Origin of the sequence: Clostridium bowmanii, from assembly GCF_018861315.1 — a bacterium.
In the GTDB taxonomy this organism is placed as follows: Bacteria; Bacillota; Clostridia; order Clostridiales; family Clostridiaceae; genus Clostridium_AD; species Clostridium_AD bowmanii.
Window position 1 is genome coordinate 1 of sequence record NZ_JAHLDL010000018.1, and the last position, 20358, is coordinate 20358.

The following is a 20358-nucleotide window of genomic DNA, read 5'->3' on the forward strand; positions in this document are numbered from 1 at the left end:
ACAAAATGATAGTTGATTAAACTTACTGTCGTTTGTGTTCTCCTATATTTATTTTCCATGAATTTATTATAGTACTATTTGTGTATGTTTTCAATTATTTTATACATTATATTTAGTCTATATAAATATAATGATTGTGCTAACGTGCAATGCTATCCATCCCACACCTAAAGGAGTGGGCTTTTCGCACAAGATCGGTAAACAGACTTTACAATCCTCTGCTTTTATAGTTATATCATAAAACTCAACATTCTCTTTATTAGATTTTTTAGCGCTACAGGATGGAATGCAATATATTCCTATTGCTTTAACTACGCAGTAGAATAATCTCTTATATTCTGAATCTTTGTTACACATATATCATATTTCAATGCGTTGTCTACATTTTCCATGGTATCCTCGCTTCATTTCAGAATTTATTTAAATAATAATATTAATAATTTTTCATTATTATCTTTCATTCTAATTATCTATTCTAATCCAGTTTCTATTATATTATAAACTCTATAATGTAATAACGCGAAATATAAACTCTAGAAACCACATTCCTATTAATAATAATGATACAATTAAATCATTATAAAAAATCATAAAACAAAAGAGGTGAGTTTTATTGAGTATTTCGTACATCACTTTCTCAATAAAGATTAAATGAAGAAGATTGAATTAATAATTAATAATAAAAAGGTTATTTGCCTAAAAAAGGAGCAGTTTAAACCTCATTACAATACTGTAATAATCCTAACTGGTGCAAGCACCTATGCATCCGTCTATTTTATATTTGCAAAACAATTTAAAAAAACCGAAGTAATTATAATCAATACCCCTGGGCATGGTCTTGGAAATTCATTAACTGAAGGCGAACCATTAACAGACGGAAATGAATTGGTTGATTTTCAGGTAACTGTAATTAAACAGTTAATAAAAGAAAATCATTGCACGAGTAAAATTACATTACTTGGTTATTCACTTGGGGGAATGACATTGTTAAATATTGTTAATAGGAACTTATTAGATGAAAATGTAGGTCTTTGTGTGTTAATTGCTAGTGCCAGAATCACCAAGCACGACAACGAAGTTATTAAAGGTTTATATAATAAAGAAACTAATACCTTTAATACAAAATCACTAATGGAGAAAAATTGTACAAACAAAACACCTTGGTATATTAAATATCTAAACCCAAAATGGTTATTTGCTTTGCCCACACCTTGCTATGCAGATTTTTTGCAGTGCGATAGCATGAATGAAATTTCTAAAAATGAATTAATGGTAAAAAATAACAAGAATATTATTGCATTTCTAGGAGAAAATGATTTTTTCTTTAGTGAAAAGGAAATTTTAAAAACAATTAAGTTTTTCAAACAACGAACTTTTATTTCTCTAGAGGATTATGGACACCTATTTCTACTAGAGAGGCCTATTAAAGCAGGAAAACTTGTATTTAAAGCTATAAAAGAAGTTGATCTATAAGCTCAGCTTCTTTTATATTGACCACGTATTTACAAGCTTCTAGATATTTTATTGCCACTAACCTCAATTATTAAATCTTTTCTATTATAATTTGCTGATCCTTGGCATCTACCCCAATAGTAGATCCATCGACTATGTCTCCCCTAATAATTTTCTTTGCAATATTTGTTTCTAAGGCATTTTCAATGTATCTCTTTAGTGGACGTGCACCATAAATTGGATCATAACCTTCGCTAGCCATAAGTTCTTTAGCATAGTCAGTTACTTTCATTGTTATATTTTTGTCTTTAAGCCTATTTTTAATTTCTTCAAGGAATATATCAACTATTCCTTTTATTTCTTTAGTATCTAGTGGTTTAAATAGTATAACATCATCTAATCTATTTAAAAATTCAGGCTTAAATTTACTCTTAAGTTCACTCATAACCCTATCACGAATATTTTGCTGAATACTTCCACTTTCTTTGTTTTCTAGGAGATAGTCACTTCCAATATTTGAAGTCATAATTATTATGCAGTTTTTAAAATTCACAATCTTACCTTGATTATCCGTTAACCTTCCATCATCTAATATCTGAAGGAATATATTAAATACATCTTCATGAGCTTTTTCTATTTCATCAAATAATACAACACTGTAGGGTTTTCTCCTCACAGCTTCAGTAAGTTGACCTCCCTCTTCATATCCTACATAACCAGGTGGAGCTCCTATAAGTCTTGACACAGAATATTTTTCCATATATTCTGACATGTCTATTCTTATTATATTATCTTTACTATCAAATAGTGTTTTAGCTAGTGTTTTTGCAAGTTCAGTTTTTCCAACACCTGTAGGTCCAAGGAATATAAATGAACCAATAGGTCTTCTTGGATCCTTCATTCCTGCTCTTGCGCGAATAACAGCATTTGAAACTGCAGTAACTGCTTCCTTTTGTCCTATTACCCTTTCTGATAGTACTTCTTCAAGTCTTAGGAGCTTTTTCCTTTCTCCTTCTACCAAATTTGTCACAGGTATTCCGGTCCATTTTGATACTATCTGTGAAATTTCTTTTTCTGTTACTTCTTCTTTAAGCATAGCAGTTTCATTATTTTCATGTATGCTTTCTTCTTTCTCTTTAATCTCAGCTTCTAGCTTTGGAATTACCCCATATTTAAGCTCTGCCACTTTAGTTAAATCGTATTCCCTTTCTGATTTTTCTATTTCCCCTCGTGCCGAGTCTAATTTTTGTTTTAAATTTCTAATTTCAACTATTTTAGATTTTTCTTTTTCATATTTTGCTGTCATTTCATTATCTTTATCTTTTAAATTGCTTAACTCTTTCTCCAGGACATCAAGCCTTTTCTTTGAAGCATCGTCATTTTCTTTTGACAGTGCTTTTTTCTCAATTTCAAGTTGAAATATCTTACGTTTTGTCATATCCATCTCAGTAGGCATACTATCTATTTCAGTTCTTATCATAGCACAAGCCTCATCTATAAGATCTATTGCCTTATCTGGAAGAAATCTTCCGGTTATATATCTATCTGAAAGTTTTGCTGCGGCTACTATGGCTGAATCATGAATTCTTATACCGTGATATATTTCGAATTTCTCTTTAAGACCTCTAAGTATGGACACAGAATCTTCCACAGTAGGCTCATCAATAGTTACTGGCTGAAATCTTCTCTCTAATGCCTTATCTTTCTCTAAGTATTTTCTATATTCATCAAAAGTAGTTGCCCCAATACAATGAAGACTTCCTCTGGCAAGTAGTGGCTTTATCATGTTACCTGCATCCATAGATCCCTCTGATTTACCTGCTCCCACTATATTATGAATTTCATCTATAAATAAAATTATTTTACCTTCACTAGTTTCTACTTCTTTAAGCACTGCTTTAAGTCTTTCTTCAAATTCACCTTTAAATTTGGCTCCAGCAATAAGAGCTCCCATATCTAAAGAGAATACTATTTTATTTTTTAGTCCTTCTGGCACATCTCCCTTTACAATTCTTTGGGCAAGTCCCTCCACTATTGCAGTTTTACCTACTCCAGGTTCTCCTATAAGGACAGGATTATTTTTAGTTCTTCTAGAAAGTATCCTTATGACTCTTCTGATTTCATCATCTCTTCCTATAACAGGATCTAGCTTATGTTTTTTAGCTTGTTCCACAAGATTTGAACCATATTTAACCAAAGCCTCATAGGTACCTTCTGGATCTACATTTTCCACCCTCTGATTTCCCCTAACTTTTGAAAGTGCATTTAAAAATTCTTCTTTGGTTATATTAAATTTTTTTAAAATCTCTGCAATTTCTTTAGTACTTACATCCATAAGACCAAGCATTACATGTTCTACACTTATAAAAGAATCCTTAAATTTTTTAGCTTCATCTTCTGCTTTCACAAATACTTCTTCAAACCTTCTAGTTGCATAAACAGACCCAGTATCTGCACCACTTCCTGTAACTCTCGGCATACGTTCTAAGGCCTTTTTGATATCCTCATTAAGTTGCCTTATATTCACTCCCATTTTACTAAATATATTAGGAATGAGCCCATCTTCTTGAGCTATAAGTGCTGCAAATAAATGTATTGTATCTATTTGCTGATGATTATTTTTTACAGCTATTAATTGAGCATCGTTTAATGATTGTTGAACCTTTATTGTTAATTTTTCTATATCCATGTAAACAGCACTTCCTTTACTTTATTTAATTATTACACAATTTTATTTTAAGATACACAAAAAGCACCCATATAAATAAGTTAGAAACCTATTTACCGTTTTAACAGCATAAAAGTTTTATTTATGGGTGCTTAACATTAAGTTTTCTAACTACTATTATATCATTAAATTAGCTATATATTTGCATTTTCACTTAAAATAATTGGATATATTCAGTATTATTTTATATTCTTAAATTATTTATTTATACTCTATCCTTAAATTTAGAAAATTATTTTAATTAATGATTAATGTGGAGAATAATCCTAAAAGGTGGTATAATTCAAAGTGATAGATTTAACAAAATTAGATATGGGGGTATAGCGCAGTTGGGAGCGCGTCTGCTTCGCATGTAGAAGGTCGGGGGTTCGACTCCCCCTATCTCCACCATTTTTATTTACTCTTGCAAAATTGCTTATTTTTAACAGTTCTTACTTTATATAATTATTTAAGCACTGCTTGTGCTATTCTAACAAGTTGCTCTTTACTTAAAGCTTCCAAATATCTTTGACGTTCCACAAATGTACACTCTTCTAAAAGTTTTGTTTCTTTACTAGTCTTTATATAAATACCTGAAAGCATTAAATCCTCACTACTAGAATCCATATAATGCCTCCTCCAAATATTATAATATTTTGTTGCAGTGTTTTCACTGTAGCCTTTTTCTATCAGTTTCACAATTCCATTTTTTCTATCTTGCTTTTCACAACATTTACAAATTTTATATATTTCCTGGAGCTTTATCATCTTTATTTTCCTTCTTTCTTACCCCGTCAGGCAACATACAAAATACAAGTTCCCTGTTTATTTTATCCATCGTTACACAATTATTACACATGTCCGCAATTCCCTCCCAAAGATAAAAAGGCCCAGAACATAAATCTGAAACCTTATTTTTCCCATTAAAGAATCCAAAAGTGTTTTATAAATTTAAGCATAAAACCGCTATCCCTTTAGGGTAGTGGATGTAAGCTTCGGCTTAGTTTTTAATAGTAATCTTTGTAATAGATACAAATAATCTATTCGAGAATTACTAAACTCGTAGGTTCTCTTCGCCAATGTTAATTAAGGTTTTGAATATCTAACTCACTTCTCCTACCATCAGAGATGTTTAAAATTAGAACGTAGTGTTCAAGACTAGAGAAGTATCTTGAAGTACCTATATATTCTTAGTTAACGTAGTCTGTTAAGACTTAGGCTATTCAACCGACTTGTTTGGATTGCTCCTACAAGCCACTACCCTTTAGGGTAGTTGGCAGTTGACCTCTTAATGCTATTATTGTTTAATTATACATGTCTATAGTTTATATTATAGCATATTTTCTAATTAAATATAAGAGGGCACAGTTCGCCACAGTATAAAATATATATAAATGCTCTATATTATGGTAATTACCAACCCTTACAAACGTTAATCCATTTTTTATTCATAGAATATTTATGTAGCTCCTGGCATGTTAATTTAATAGCTGAATTACTACTTCCGCAAGCAGGATACACCGTTTCAAATCTTTTAAGAGATTCATCTAAAAATACGGGTATGTCGTTTTCGAGTCCAAAGGGGCAAACTCCACCTACTGCATGACCTGTAAATTCCAAAGTTTCATCTGGTGTCAACATCTTTGCCTTAAAACCAAATTCATCCTTGAATTTCCTATTATCTGTTTTTACATCTCCTGCTGTAACTATTAACATAGCACTTTCTCCATTTTTAAAACAAATGGTCTTAGCAATTCTTGCAGGCTCAACACCTAGGGTTTCAGCTGCGAGTTCAACAGTAGCACTAGATGTTTCAAATTCTAGAATATCTTTATCTACACCCCATTTTTTAAAATACTCATGTACTTTGTCTATAGCCATTATTTATCATCCTTTCACTTTAATGCTTAATTTTAAATTAAACCTATCTTAACTTTAAAATCATATGTTTAATCTATTATAGACTATATTCATTGTCATTAGTGGACAATTCACAATAATTTGACAATATCGCCTACTATTTATAAAAAAGCACATATTCTATAAGGGAATATATGTTTTCAAATTACCAATTGTTTTAGTGGATAATTATATTCTAAAATATATTATAAGTCTCTCTACATATCCTCTACATATATTTTGCATTGCTCACTCCAAGTCTCATTGGTAAGTAAGGTTTTAAATCCGGTTATGCTATTTTCTAAATTTATATTTACAGCATTTATTGCACAGGTTTGAGGTTCTACGCATACATAATTTTTATCGCCCTTATCATTCCATATTACCATATGCTTATAATCATTTCCCATTTCATAAATTAATCTTAGTTTTTTAGAGGTATCCTCAATTATTGCTCCGTGAAATACTTTACCATTTATATTCATATCTTTTGTTGTATAATGAGATTCTAGGCTATGCTCTAATGGATTTATGCCTTTACACACATATTGTTTTTCATCTATAGTTAAATCTAAAATTTTTCCTGTAGGTAAATTGCGCCAGTCTTGTTCCCATCTCTTGTCTATTGATATTATTAGCCTATAATCTTCTTCCATACTTTCTGGGTGAAAAGGTATATTAAATGCGGAGTGAAATCCTATTCCCATTGGCATTTTTTCACTACTCAAATTAATAATACTCGCTTTCTGCTTTAACCCATTACTTGAAAGATTATAAACCAATTTAAACTGAAATGCATGAGGGAAGTACTTATAAAACTCATGCTCTTCATTAAAATCAAAAACAGCCTCTATTTCAACACTTTCTCCCCGAATAATTTCACTTCTGGCTATCTTCCATTTCTCATTTTTAATAAAACCATGGATATAATTATTGTGTTTCGGCTCATTTATTGGAAATTTATATACTTTGTCCTCCATTTTAAAGCTGCCATCTTCTATTCTATTTGGTGGAAACAATACTGGCAGGCCATAAACTTGAGGTGCAGCCTTAAAAACTTTAAGGCCTATTTCATCCACAGGAGTTCTAAGTAAGCTTAAACCTCTTATAGAGTCCTTTAATTCTATGATATTAGCTCCCATATCTGTTATCATCAATGCTTCATAACCACCTGCTGAAAAACGTATAGATTTATACCCTTTCCATGATTCTTCTTGTATTGTTGCAGCAATTTTATTTCTGCCATTTGTCATATTTGTTATCTCCGATTTTATTTATTTTACCCTAAGCAATGAGGCATCCGAACTTAAAAGTTCAAATGCCATATTTCTTTGTGTATAGTATTTTTATGACTTTACAAGCCAAGCTTATCAGTAATTTTAAGCATGGCATTTAAAGAAAGTTCTGCAAATTCTTCAAAGGGAATTCCTAGATTTACAATAGAATACATAGCTTCTCTATTTGCACTAGCAGCGAACCTTGTATCCTTCATTCTTTTAACTATAGATTTAACTTTTACATTAACAAGTTTTTTATCAGGATATGCAAGTGCAATGGCAGTAATAAATCCAGTTATAGGATCACCTGCATAAGCTGCAGCATCCATTTTGCTAACTATTTTAGTTCCATTTAGCTGGTTATGTGCACAAATTGAATGGTACATACGTTCATTCCCAAAGTCTTCTGCTTTTAATATCTCTACAGCAGTAGGCCCATGAAGTTCTGGATTTTTAAGCCAATCAATGGTGGTTTCATCTATGTCATGCAATAGACCTGTTATTCCCCACTCTTTTATGTTTTCAGGTTCTAATTTTTCAGCTAAAGCTCTCATTACAGCCTCAACAGCATAACAATGAATTACTAATTTATCATTCTTTAAATGTTTATGTAAAAGTTTTTCTGCTCTTTCTCTATCACACATGTTTATCACCCTTCCTCCTATGATTTTTTAATATAGTATATCACTAAATTTACCTTTTTTCATTGTTTATACTAAATTATTCCAAATCAGATTATTATCACTTTTAAACTAACCAAATACAAAACACTTAAACAAATAGGCCCAGAATAAAAAGCTAACAGTCCTAAACTTCAGTAGGGCTGTTAGCTTTTTATATATTTTCACAATGTTTAATTTTAAAAGCAAATAATGCCCCACAACATCCACCAATAATATGGGCAAGTTGAGAGATATTATCTTGCGTAAAAGCACCCCCAAAGATTTCTCTACCAACAAATACAAAAAACACGATAATTAAAGTTAGTGGGATTTTACCCTTCTCAGTATTTGTAAAGGAGCTTAGAATAATAAACATATACACAATGCCACTAGCACCCAAAAGAGCACTTCCAGAGAAAACTATGTGTATTATGCCAGTAACAAAAGCTGTTATTAGTATTAACTGTACTAAAACTTTTGAACCATATTTTTCTTCTAGCAGGGGTCCAGTTATTAAAATAATTATAAAGTTTCCTGAAAAATGAGCCCAATTAGCATGACCTAATATGTAAGAAAAAAGCCTAACATATTGCATGGGATCCAAAAAGGATGTTCTATAATTTGAAAAAAGCAATCGGGTCAAAACACCATTTGTTAAGTAACATAGCAAATAGCTAATAAGAGCTAAAAAAGTAAAAGTTAATATCACTGGTGAATTATATTGTATTTTCTTTAATTTATTAATCATTTATATAATCTGAAATATTTAAATCATATTCTTTTGCGAATTTAAGAAGGTCTGTCTCACTTGTACTTTCTGATGGTGCAACTGGTGACTTAATCCCTAATTCACTGACCTTATCCAACAAATCTTTTTTTAATTTCTTATAATCTATTTTGTTCACCTTCCTTCCTATTTATTTTTTCATACTTTTTATTTTCTTTATTATTAATAATATTCATTTACCTTATATATTATATTCTATAACGAATCCATATTCCCTCTATTTTTCGACAAATTTCTTATTCGAGAATTTTTTTAGCCTGTACCATTCTCTGAATTGCAGTTATTGCTATTATCATTGAAAATATATTAGTTATTAATAATATCTAACATCTATACTAAACCTTTCTACTCTATAAATCCTACTAAAAGTTATTAACATTTAGTGTAATAAACCATGTTAAACCTTCAACTTCATTAAAGTTTTTCAATTTTTCTTTTCCCATTATATCTATTTATCCATTTTGTAGCAAATTTATTTTTTTCTTGTTTAAAAATAAAAGTTGAGCACATTTCTTCATTAAACATCAAATCCAATAAATGCACAGCATTTTTTTCTCCTATTGACAATGACTCAGCGCAAGTTTGGCAGTAAGTTAAAATGTGTTCCGATGTAGCCTCTCCTGCTCTTTTATTCATATGCGCTGTTGAAAGCTTACTATTAGTTACTCCCACCATAGCACCTGCACCACAACACACCGTTTGTCTTTTAGAAAATTCAAATTCATCAATTGTAATCCCCATCTTTTTTATAATTCTCCTGACTGCATCATGTACATTGTCTTCATATCTTGTTGGGCATGGATCATGGAGAGTAAATTTAACATCTACTTTACTATATTTATTTAACAAACCTTTTGGTATACCTTTTTCTATGATTTTCTCCCAAACAGTAGTAATTTTCAAATTAGGGCTATTCTTTTTTATGCTTATAAAACAATTGGGGCAAGCTGTAATTATTTCAGTTACTTTTAATTTTTCTATCTCACTTTCAAGCTGAGAATAATATACTTTAAAACCCTGCTGATCTCCAATAGTATGAGTTGGACTTGCACAACATTTCAATATAATTTTTATACCTGGCACAACACTTTGAAGATATTCGTAAGTTTTCATAACAATTTCAGGACTGTATGACATCAAACTACATCCTGGAATAAATGCAATATTACTAACACTCTCTGTTTTTTTCATAGTGGTGGAGAATAATTTTGAAAAGCTGTTTTCCTGATGAAATTTTACCACCTTATAACCTAATGGTTTTATAGCTTTTTTATTATTTTTAAATGCATATCTTCGTAATTCTAAAAATAAATCCTTCTGGTCAATGTTTTTAGGACATACCTCGCTACACAAATTACAAAGGTTGCAAGAATAAGGTATTTTTATATCTATTTCACATGACTTTATTATACCACCAAAAAGCTCTTTAGGTGAAGCACAATAGCTATCTAACATTATACAATTTTTCATACATTTCTTGCAACCAATACATTCACTATATATTATATTTGCTCTTTCTAACATTTCTTTTGATAGCTTAATACTATCCACAACTAATCACCCTTTATATTTATTAAAAAAGGATTGTCTCATAACTTCAAAAACAATCCTATCTTATATTACAACTTATTGTTTACTTTTTTCATTGTATATATTTTTAAGTAATACCATTAATATGCTTACAGCAAATAGGGTTAAAAGCCCAAACACCACCTTTTTTGTTCTTTTATTTAATTTAATTCCCCCTATACTTTCTTTAATAATTACACTTTTACAAATTATCAATTTATTGATTACCATTTTTATCCACAAATTATAAAACACTATGTATTTCTATGAATAATTATATAACATACACTTCTCTTTTGAAAATAGATGATACCTATAGATAGTTGATTATCTATAGGTATCATCTATTCTTCTTTGCACCTCGCTAATATTGATAAATATATTTTCTAAGCCATTCCTTTGTCTTTAAATCAACAAATGCTGCATCAACACTATTAAGGTAAATTTGTTTATACTCCTCAAAAGTAATATTAAATTCTCTTAATAATATTTCGCATTCTTTAGTCATATTTGTGTTTGATACAGTTCTATTATCTGTATTAACTGTCACCTTTATGCCATTATTATAAAAATTATAAATTGGGTGGTTTTTAAAAGTATCAATTGCTTTAGTTTGAATATTACTTGTTGGACACATTTCAAGAGTAATTCCTTTATCTTTCACAATGTTATAGGCTTCCAAGCAGTCCTTAATAAATACTCCATGTCCAATTCTTTCTGCCCCTAAAAGCTCCACTGCTTCCAGCACATTTTTACCTATTCCTGTTTCACCTGCATGAATAGTCACTCTATAGCCATATCCTCTAGCTAGTGTTATGGGTTCTATGAATTTACCGCAAAATTCTTCTCCTTCAGAACCACATAAATCTATTGCAACCACACCTTTAGACAAATATTTTACACCAGCCTCCACAACCTCAATTGCTCTATCCGCAGACATAAATCTCATACATGATAGTATTACGTTACCTTTTATATCATATTTCTCTTCTGCATCTCTAATCCCAGCTATTACACTCTCTATTACATCAGAAATACTTAACCCGTTTTTTAAGTGGAGTAGCGGTGCAAATCTAACTTCAATATATTTCACATTTTCTTTTGCACAATCTTCAAGAAGTTCAAAGGTAATTCTTTTCAAACTTTCTTTTGATTGCATTATTAAAATGGGAATTTCAAATCTTCTTAGATACTCATCAAGAGACTTACATTCTGCTGGGGCAGTAAGTTCTTTTTTAATATTTTCAATGTCATAGTAGGGAATACTTATATTCTCATCTTTTGCTATATCAATTATTGTCCCAGGTCTTACACTTCCATCCAAATGACAATGCAATTCAATTTTCGGTAAATTTTCAAATTTCATATTGTCCTCCTCTTATAATCATTTAATCACACTAAAGGTTATTATTTACCTTGATAATAATTTTAAAACAAAAAATCCTGACCACAAAGAAGATACACATAGGTGTATTTTCTTCGTAATCAGGAATTTAGGTTCCTGGTAGAAACCCCCAAACCTTATTATTGGGGTTATACGAATTTAAATCATCTTTTTTATTATTATAATTACTATTCATAAGTCATCGTTAATATAACCAACTTTAGTTAAATTTTATGTTATTTTATTTTATCATAAAAAAAAAAATAGTCAAGTCACTAATCTCCCTTGAATCTTAATACCTTAAAACAACCAGTACAGTCATAGCAACAAAATATATAGCTAAAGGTACATATTTTACTTTATTTGCATTAATGTTTTTTTCATCACTTACTATACATTGTTCTCCTTCATTGTATTCTAAGCTTCCAACATTTTCTTCTTGAATATATTCTAAATCTTCTTTTTCCTCTTTATATTCTTTCAATTTTCTTAGGTATATAAATAATACGGCGCCTCCAATCAAAAAAAATATTGAGGCTCTAAGTAAAGCAACAGTTAGAGTAACATTCATAGCCTCAGCTGTGGCAGCTGTTTTTGCTGAATCAATTACCCCATTGTCTATTCCAGTATCCACAAGCTTCATGTAATTCAATGCCACTTTACTTAAGATAAAGGATATTGCATTATTTGCTGCATGAAGTGTCATACTTCCTAATAATGAACCTGTATATTCCCTTACCTTAAGTAGAATAAGTCCCAAGAATAACACATAAATAATTTGCATTACGTTGCCGTGAAAAGTTGCAAAGATAGCTATTATAATAAAGTACTTCATTTTTTTATTTATGCCTTCATACGCATCTAAAAAAATTCCTCTAAAAAATACTTCCTCAAAAAATGCTGGCACCAAAATTACCACAAATAGCCCTAATAATGTTGAGCTACCGTTTAGTAAACTTGACATTGCCATACTATCTTTTATTGCAATTGGAAATAACTTCATGCTCAGTGAATTAATACCTACTGCAAAGATATAAGTACCAATTGCTAACATCATAACTAACATAACTTGTTTTATAGAAATTTTCTTTATTACCATCACCTTAGTAAATCTTCTTTTAGTAATTCTGCAATATAATAGTGCAATACCTCCCAGTGTTATAATACTAGTCCCTCCAGAAAGCAGAAGTGAAATATTCCCGCTGATAGGGGTTTTTAATCTAAATAATATAGCTGCTATATAGGGCATTGAAACAAATAATAGCAATGCCAGCAACAATAAACTATTAGCTAATAATATCATTTTATTTTTCATGAACTTTCTCCTTCATATATAAAATTATCTTCTAAGTAACACATGCTCTACAAATACAAACTTTACTGCAATAAATGCTAGTACTAAAATATATATTATAAGCAATCGCCTACAATAATCAAATGCTTCAGGTTGCATTTTGCATTTTTCATTTTGTATCTGGAGGTATATTAAGTATTGTGAACAGCCCAGAAAATAGTTTACGTGCTGCCGGTACCGCGGTCTGAGCGGCATAATATTTCTCTGAGTTTGGTTCTTCTACAGTAACTATCAATGTTACCTTTGGGTTACTTGCAGGAGCCATCCCAGCAAAAGATGCTATATACTTTCCAGACTCGTAACCCCCTGTGGTATTATTAACCACATTTGCAGTCCCTGTCTTTCCAGCTATGTGGTAACCCTTTATATAGGTATCCACCGCAGTTCCTTCTTTAACAACACTTTCTAAATAAGTTCTTAGTTGTGCTGCATTTTCATTGCTAATTATATTTCTTTTGTCAAGATTTCCATACTGTTTGTCCACAATTTTTTTACCACTTACCATATGAGAAATGTCCTTCATAACATGGGGTCTTATCCACGTCCCCCCATTAGCTATTGCATTGAAAGCAGAAATATACTGAGTTTGAGTAACTGCAATACCTTGTCCATAGGCCATAGTTGCAAAATCAACAGGTCCAATACTTTTAAAATCTTTTATTAATCCAGTACTTTCACCAGGCAAATCTATACCAGTTTTCTGCCCAAAGCCAGCATCTTTTATAAACTTATAAAGATTTTCCTTTCCAATCTTTTGTCCCAATTTAACAAATGCAACATTATCCGAATTTCTAATAATATCTGAAAAAGTTTCCACACCATAATCCTCTTTATTATCATTATACAAGGTTGTATTTCCAACTCTAATACTTCCATCACTTACAAATCTGTCCTGCTCTGTTACCAAATTATTTTTAAGTGCAGCAGCAGCTGTTATAACCTTAAAAATAGATCCTGGCTCAAACATGTTACTTACAGCCCTATTCTTCCATATTTCCTGTGTTTCACCATCTGTTTTCCCTATTTCATAAGGCTTATTAGGATTATAACCTGGTGCATTTGCCATAGCCAAAATTTCACCATTTTGAGGATCCATAATTGTTATACTTACAGATTTTGCACCATTTTCAGCTAAGGTTTGTTTAGCTACTGTTTCAGCTAGTTCTTGAATTCGCTCATCTATTGTTAATGTTAAATTCTTTCCGTCTACAGGTTTAACCGTAGTTGCTTCCGTATAAGGCAACTCATTATTATTCCTATCTACTTGTGCCACCTTAACCCCAGGAACACCCGCTAATTCATTATTGTAACTTTGTTCTACCCCGCTTATTCCATTTCCCTCTGAATTGCTATGTCCAATAACCTGGGATAAAAAGTTATCATTTGAATAAACCCTGTCCACATCATTTGAAATTATTATGCCATTATATTTCAAAGCTTTAATATCATCTACTGCCGCTTTTCCAACTTTTCTTTTCAAAAATACGAATTGAAGTAGATTGCCTTTACTATCTTTGCTATTTAATTTTTTTTGAACTTCACTTGTTTCAATATTTAATTTCTCTGATAACTGCGCAACCACTTGCTTTTGCGGTATTTTTTTATTCGTTAAATATATTTTCAATACATTCAGATCAACATCAACTTTGTAAACATCTGTACTTAATGCTAATTCCGAACCATTTTTGCTCAAAATCGTACCCCTCTTTGGGGCCATTTTTATAGTTTTAGTCCACTGATTTAATGCTAGTTGCTTATAATCAGACCCATCAACTATCATTACGTAACCCAATCTACTCACAATAGCAATAAATACTACCGAAAATAATAAACCTAAAATAAAAATTCTTTTACTTTTCACTTTTTTTCTTTTCAGTTTACTCACCAACCCGTCTTATACGATTTCTTCTGACATTCGTTTAGTTTAACATGGTGCCACCTACGTAGCAAGTGGCATGTTGTATGACAAAATTTAAATCATAAGAACATCATACTATATATACGGATATATTTCCACTATTTATATTGTTTTGTAAAAATTTACAATAAAATATCTCAATCTATATTGTGATTTTCATTTCACTATAAATTGAGATAGTTTTATTATCTTTTTACGGATATTTTTTTATTTTCACATTCTAGTCTAACTTCTTTTCCAAGTTGTGTTGTTTTTAAAGTTACAGTATGGCCCCACAACTCATATATATACTTTAATGTTGCTTCTGCATAAGTAATATTTAGTTCTCTTCCATCAAAAACATGCTCTAAGTTTAAGGTTTTGTCCTTTTTGGACATTTCAGTTACCCGAATAAGTGGTACAGTTCCTATGCCGCAAGAACTAGCTAAAGTGTTTCTAATATTTTTAAAGCCACTATCATCAGCCACTTCACTAATTACATAATTTCCATCCCTTGCAGCATATTCAAATAAATTAAGTTCTGCGCACAGTTCTTCGGTTAGATACTTTCTTAAAAAGGATTCATCCCGTTCAATGGCCCTAACCTCAAATATTTTAGCCATGCCGTATCTTTTCAAAATATCTTCAAATATCTTGAAGCCTATAAAATATGGATTTATAGAACCATACCCAGGTGCTATAACATCATTATGCCTTTTAATGAATTCTAAATAAAGCTCATCTGGCAACTTAAGCTCTTTTAATATATTATAATGCCAAAAGCTAGCCCAGCCTTCATTCATTATTTTTGTTTCAATTTGGGGCAGAAAATAAGCAGTTTCTTTCCTTACAAATTCTAGTAAACTTTTTTCCCATTCCTCCATATCTCCATATTTTATTATAAAGTATAGAATATCATCCTCTGGCTGCAAAGGTATTTTGTTTAAATCAGGAAATGCTAGTTTCACATATGCATCCAAGTTACTATGAACCTCATTACTGTTTTTATAATCTTCTAAAAGTCTTTGTTTTAGGACCTCCGCTTGTATTCTCTTTTCTCCAATAACCCTAGAGGTCTGAAGCTTTATGGCATGAGCTGCATCTAATATTCTCTCTACCTTCTCATAACCTATACTTGGATCATTTATATAACTTCTTACCATATCTGCATGAAATTTAAACATCTCCACGGTAGATGATGCTCTAGTTCCATCCACAAAAAGTCTGTTGTTTTTAAAGAAATCATTATGACCGTAAACATGGGCTATAGTAAGTATTTGCAATAAAAGTGTGTTTTCCTTCATTAAATACGCAATACACGGATCTGAATTTATAACCATCTCATAAGGTAGTCCAGTTAAATTATATTTATACACAGTACTATTTTTTTCATAAGACTTTCCAAAGCTCCAGTGGGGATACCTAGATGGCATTCCAATATAAGATTCATAACCGAGCATATCCTTATACCCTATTATTTCAAATTCTTGGGGATAGAAATCAAGTCCTATCTTTTTTACTATTTTCTCTATTTTTTCATTCCAATCTTCTAAGTCCTTTAAGGAATAATCCAAATCCATGTCACCTCTCTCCATCTTTTTTTAGCATGTATTTAAGACCTTTCCATAAATCCTGTTTTTCCTTTATGTCTACAGAGATAAAATTTTTATTAGTTACTCCCTTTTCAAATACATTTTTCATAGAAGAAGAAGAAGAATAGTAGCTATTCAAAAGCTCAGCATAACCAAATAAATTACTTACCTTGCAAATATTTTTTGCAGCTTCTATGGCTTTTTCATTATCTTCTTTCCAATTATCCCCATCACTAACGTAGAAAACATATACATTCCAATACTCAGGGTTATATCTTTTTTCAATTATTTCTAAAGCTTTATTAAGTCCACTAGATATATAGGTACCTCCTGATTCAACTTTATGGAAAAAATCAATTTCATTTACCTCTTTGGCCACTGTTGTATGTGCAACAAAACCAACCTCTACATTTGAATACTTTGATTTAAGAAATTGAGATAGCACAAAGAAGAAGGAACGAGCCAAATATTTTTTTGTGGTATCCATTGACCCTGATACATCCATTACACATAAAATTACTGCGTTTGATTCTCTCTTTAATACTTTCTTTACTTTATGATATCTCAAATCCTCATTTTTGAAGGGCAATCTTGTAATTTCTTCCCCTCCTTCTGCTACTTCCATTAAAGCTCTTCTTTTAGCCTGTTGTCTTTTAATTTTCTCAGCTACCGTTCTTTTTTTAGCAAGACGTGGGTTAATCCCATGTTTTTGATATCCTGCTCTTTTAATACCATTTTCTGTTAAAACCTCTGAGAATTTTTTCTTATCCATATCAGGAAGTTCTAAATCTTCTAGCAGGTAATTGAGTGCATCTTCGAGTGTTATCTCAGTTTCATAAATATCCTCTCCTTCATCATCACCTGCACCACCCTTGCCTTCCCCTTTTGCTTTTTCTTTTCCTATTACTTGACCTACTTTTTCTGTTCCATCGCCACTTCCCACACCGCTTTTATTTTTACCAAAAATAAATTCATATTCCTTAAGTCCTCTTATTGGTATCTTGATTTTTTTATCCACACTCTGACCAATGATACTTTCTTCTGACAATATATCTCCTAAGTTTTCTTTAATAGATTTTTCAACAAGCTGACGATGCCGTCTCCTATCCTCCACAGCCCTATCATGATCTATGGGTGTTACGTTATAATCTCTAAAAATTGCCATAGGATTAGTCCTTCCATAAATTATTAGCCGCATATTTAAGTACTACGTCACAACAGTGATCGCAATATCCATTTGCCTTCATTTGTTCCACCATTACACTATATTTTTCATCTTGGTCCTTATCGCGAACTCTAGATCTAGTTATAATTCTTGAAAGTTCTTTAACGGAGCTTGTTAGTTTCTTTTCAATTGCTTCTTTTAAAGGCTCATAAGACTCATATTTGATTTTTCCACCATTTCTAACCACATAAAACATATAAGATGTAACATCACTTCTGAACCCCTTTGAAGAACTCTCAGATATTCCAATTTGCTCTTCTATTGATCGCATAAATGATTCATCTGCAATCAGCTCCTCACCAGTAGCTTTATCCTTTAATTTTGCCTTGTTTACAAAGGCTTCTGCATTATCAATATAGTTATTAAATAAACTCTCTGCTTGCTCTTTGTAGCTGTGTATAAAAGCCTTAGTTACTTCCTTTTCCAATATTTTGTTATATTCTTTTCTAATACTATCCTGAACAAAGCCCATATACTTTTTCTTTTCATCCTCTGCAACGTCCATTTCCCTAACGGATTTAATTATACTTTCCATAATGCTAAGTGGATTTATGCAATCAAAATCTGAATTTGAAATAGCATTATCAATAGCCTTTACAATAAACCTTGTGGAAATCCCATGCATTCCTTCATCAAGACCTGCTTCTTCCCTAAGTTCACTAATATCCATTTTCTTGGTAGTTCCCTTTTCTACTATTTCTTCACCATTATAAATCTTAAGCTTTGTTATAGGGTCTACCTTATTTGAAGGTTTGAATCTTGAAAGCAATGCAAACATTGATGCAGTTTCAATGGTATGAGGTGCTATATGAGGCTTAAAGTTACTCTTTTTAAGTATTTTTTCGTAAATCTTAACTTCCTCATTTAGCTCAAGACAATAAGGAACTTCCACCTTTACAATTCTGTCTAAAATAGCTTCATTTGTATGATCTGACTTAAATCTATTCCATTCCGCTTCATTAGAGTGGGCAATAATTATACCATCAAAGTAAATCATAGAACCCTTTCCTGGTGAAGGTATTGATTTCTCTTGAGTTGCCGTTATTATGGTATGAAGATATTCAACATCATTTTTAAATACTTCTATAAATTCTACTAGGCCACGATTTCCAACATTAAATGCTCCATTAAGAGAAAAGACTCTTGGATCATCCTCTGAGTACATATCCATTTTAGATATATCAACGGAGCCTGTTAAAATTGAAGTATCTTGATTATTAGGGTCTACTGGTGGCACGACCCCTATACCTTTTCTTGATCTTATTGAAAATGAAGTGGTTGTAACAGGGAAATTTTCATATTCTCCATTAAATTCATGAAGTAACCTATACTTGCACTCAGGGCAAAGATCCCCTTCAATTTCTACACCTAACATTTTTTCAAAATCTTTTCTGAGATGTTTAGGTACTAAATGCAATGGTTCTTCATTCATAGGGCATCCTTTTAAAACATATACTGGCTCTGTATTTTCAAAAGCTTTCTTCAACGCCTCCACTAGTGATGACTTACCAGCTCCTACAGGACCAGCTAAATACAATACTTGCCTAGATTCTTCTCCCTTCATAGATGCAGAATAAAAGTAACTTACAATTTTCATGAGTACTTTATCAATTCCAAAAAAGTCTTCTTTAAAAAATTCATACCTCTTTATAACATCATTACCATATATTTTTCTTGTTCTTGGGTTTTCTTCAGGCTTTAGAATTTCAAAGCCATCCTTTATTATTGTGTCATACATCCTCTTATGAGACAGTTTAGCCTTATCAGGATTTGTTTTAATTATATCTAAATACTCCAAAAAGCTTCCTTCAAATTTGTTTTTAATTTTAGCTTCTCTATCATTCTTTATCATCTTCTTAAATTCCATTTGCTACCTCCTAAGATATAATTATTTTTATTATTAACTATATGCGAGGACAACCCTTCAACATGATTAATAATGAAAATAAAAAAGATAAATAAAAATAAAAAAGCCCAATGAAATATTAATTTATTTCATTGGGCTTTTGTGCATTTTAGTAATAATTTGCAAAGCACTTTCCAAAACTACCTTGCTGCTTTCATAAGATATTATTTGTTTCGTATTTTGAAAGCTGGACCATTTGTAATCAACTATTTCATCTACTTCAATATTAACAGTCTCATCTTGCACCTGCGCTAAAAAATATACAACTTCCTTCATTGTCTCTTGCTTTATTAAATATTCTACAGGCACCCTAAATCCATGAATTAGATTAACCCTAAGCCCGGTCTCTTCAAATACCTCTCTTCTAGCTGTTTGTTCTTCACTTTCATTTTTTTCAACATGCCCCTTAGGAAAACCCCAATGTCCATCGTTTCTATGACTAACTATTAAAAACTCTATGTTTTCATCTATACTTCTGTAAATTACAGCGCCACAAGATTTTTCAAAATTCATAATAGACCCCCCAATTTTAAATAAAATCTACTCCTGCCATTAAATCCAAACTCTTATAAATATATATTAACGTATGTTAGATGACCTAACTCATGGTAGAAGCCATGAGTTAGGTCGAAAACTTTAATCAAATT

The 20358-nt window shown here is 31.2% G+C and carries 17 protein-coding genes, 1 tRNA gene and 1 riboswitch; of the genes, 2 read left to right on the forward strand and 16 right to left on the reverse strand.

What is annotated here, in order from left to right; genetic code table 11:
• Positions 1 to 117: 117 nt before the first annotated feature.
• Positions 118 to 357 carry an Ada metal-binding domain-containing protein gene (locus KPL51_RS13000; RefSeq protein WP_216162153.1) on the reverse strand — a complete coding sequence of 80 codons (240 nt, stop codon included), beginning with the start codon at positions 355 to 357 and terminating at the stop codon, positions 118 to 120.
• Between the two features lie 294 nt (positions 358 to 651).
• On the opposite strand from KPL51_RS13000, the gene KPL51_RS13005 reads away from it, so the two are divergent.
• Positions 652 to 1473: an alpha/beta fold hydrolase gene (locus KPL51_RS13005; protein WP_216162155.1), complete on the forward strand. Its 822-nt coding sequence runs from the start codon at positions 652 to 654 to the stop codon at positions 1471 to 1473.
• 70 nt (positions 1474 to 1543) lie between these two features.
• Here the strand turns inward: KPL51_RS13005 and clpB are convergent, their stop codons facing one another.
• On the reverse strand, positions 1544 to 4141 hold the full coding sequence (gene clpB / locus KPL51_RS13010) for an ATP-dependent chaperone ClpB (protein WP_216162157.1): 2598 nt from the start codon (positions 4139 to 4141) through the stop codon (positions 1544 to 1546).
• Between the two features lie 353 nt (positions 4142 to 4494).
• Between clpB and KPL51_RS13015 the strand changes: the two genes are divergently transcribed.
• Positions 4495 to 4570: transfer RNA gene (locus KPL51_RS13015), tRNA-Ala, on the forward strand.
• A gap of 54 nt (positions 4571 to 4624) precedes the next feature.
• Here the strand turns inward: KPL51_RS13015 and KPL51_RS13020 are convergent.
• From KPL51_RS13020 to KPL51_RS13085, 14 genes are all read right to left on the reverse strand, one after another.
• Positions 4625 to 4927: a hypothetical protein gene (locus tag KPL51_RS13020; protein WP_216162159.1), complete on the reverse strand. Its 303-nt coding sequence runs from the start codon at positions 4925 to 4927 to the stop codon at positions 4625 to 4627.
• 645 nt (positions 4928 to 5572) lie between these two features.
• A complete protein-coding gene (locus tag KPL51_RS13025; RefSeq protein WP_216162161.1) occupies positions 5573 to 6040 on the reverse strand; it encodes a YbaK/EbsC family protein in 468 nt (155 codons plus the stop codon).
• Between the two features lie 236 nt (positions 6041 to 6276).
• The gene (locus KPL51_RS13030; RefSeq protein WP_216162163.1) at positions 6277 to 7311 is read right to left on the reverse strand and encodes an aldose 1-epimerase; all 1035 of its coding nucleotides are present in this window, start codon (positions 7309 to 7311) and stop codon (positions 6277 to 6279) included.
• A gap of 101 nt (positions 7312 to 7412) precedes the next feature.
• On the reverse strand, positions 7413 to 7979 hold the full coding sequence (locus tag KPL51_RS13035; protein ID WP_216162358.1) for an HD domain-containing protein: 567 nt from the start codon (positions 7977 to 7979) through the stop codon (positions 7413 to 7415).
• Positions 7980 to 8169: 190 nt separating this feature from the next.
• On the reverse strand, positions 8170 to 8631 hold the full coding sequence (locus KPL51_RS13040; protein ID WP_312888634.1) for a rhomboid family intramembrane serine protease: 462 nt from the start codon (positions 8629 to 8631) through the stop codon (positions 8170 to 8172).
• 106 nt (positions 8632 to 8737) lie between these two features.
• A complete protein-coding gene (locus KPL51_RS13045) occupies positions 8738 to 8902 on the reverse strand; it encodes a hypothetical protein (RefSeq protein ID WP_216162167.1) in 165 nt (54 codons plus the stop codon).
• 296 nt (positions 8903 to 9198) lie between these two features.
• Positions 9199 to 10335: a (Fe-S)-binding protein gene (locus KPL51_RS23535; protein ID WP_216162170.1), complete on the reverse strand. Its 1137-nt coding sequence runs from the start codon at positions 10333 to 10335 to the stop codon at positions 9199 to 9201.
• Between the two features lie 382 nt (positions 10336 to 10717).
• Positions 10718 to 11719, reverse strand: a complete 1002-nt coding sequence (gene add / locus KPL51_RS13055) for an adenosine deaminase (RefSeq protein ID WP_216162173.1) — start codon at positions 11717 to 11719, stop codon at positions 10718 to 10720.
• Positions 11720 to 11815: 96 nt separating this feature from the next.
• Positions 11816 to 11914, reverse strand: a riboswitch (purine riboswitch).
• A gap of 115 nt (positions 11915 to 12029) precedes the next feature.
• A complete protein-coding gene (locus tag KPL51_RS13060) occupies positions 12030 to 13052 on the reverse strand; it encodes a CPBP family intramembrane glutamic endopeptidase (protein WP_216162176.1) in 1023 nt (340 codons plus the stop codon).
• A 148-nt stretch (positions 13053 to 13200) separates the two neighbouring features.
• A complete protein-coding gene (locus KPL51_RS13065; protein ID WP_216162179.1) occupies positions 13201 to 14976 on the reverse strand; it encodes a penicillin-binding transpeptidase domain-containing protein in 1776 nt (591 codons plus the stop codon).
• Between the two features lie 218 nt (positions 14977 to 15194).
• A complete protein-coding gene (locus KPL51_RS13070) occupies positions 15195 to 16562 on the reverse strand; it encodes a SpoVR family protein (protein WP_216162360.1) in 1368 nt (455 codons plus the stop codon).
• 7 nt (positions 16563 to 16569) lie between these two features.
• A complete protein-coding gene (yhbH, locus tag KPL51_RS13075) occupies positions 16570 to 17745 on the reverse strand; it encodes a sporulation protein YhbH (protein WP_216162182.1) in 1176 nt (391 codons plus the stop codon).
• Between the two features lie 4 nt (positions 17746 to 17749).
• Positions 17750 to 19672 carry a PrkA family serine protein kinase gene (locus KPL51_RS13080; RefSeq protein WP_216162185.1) on the reverse strand — a complete coding sequence of 641 codons (1923 nt, stop codon included), beginning with the start codon at positions 19670 to 19672 and terminating at the stop codon, positions 17750 to 17752.
• Between the two features lie 123 nt (positions 19673 to 19795).
• The gene (locus KPL51_RS13085; RefSeq protein WP_216162188.1) at positions 19796 to 20224 is read right to left on the reverse strand and encodes a bis(5'-nucleosyl)-tetraphosphatase; all 429 of its coding nucleotides are present in this window, start codon (positions 20222 to 20224) and stop codon (positions 19796 to 19798) included.
• Between the last annotated feature and the right edge of the window lie 134 nt (positions 20225 to 20358).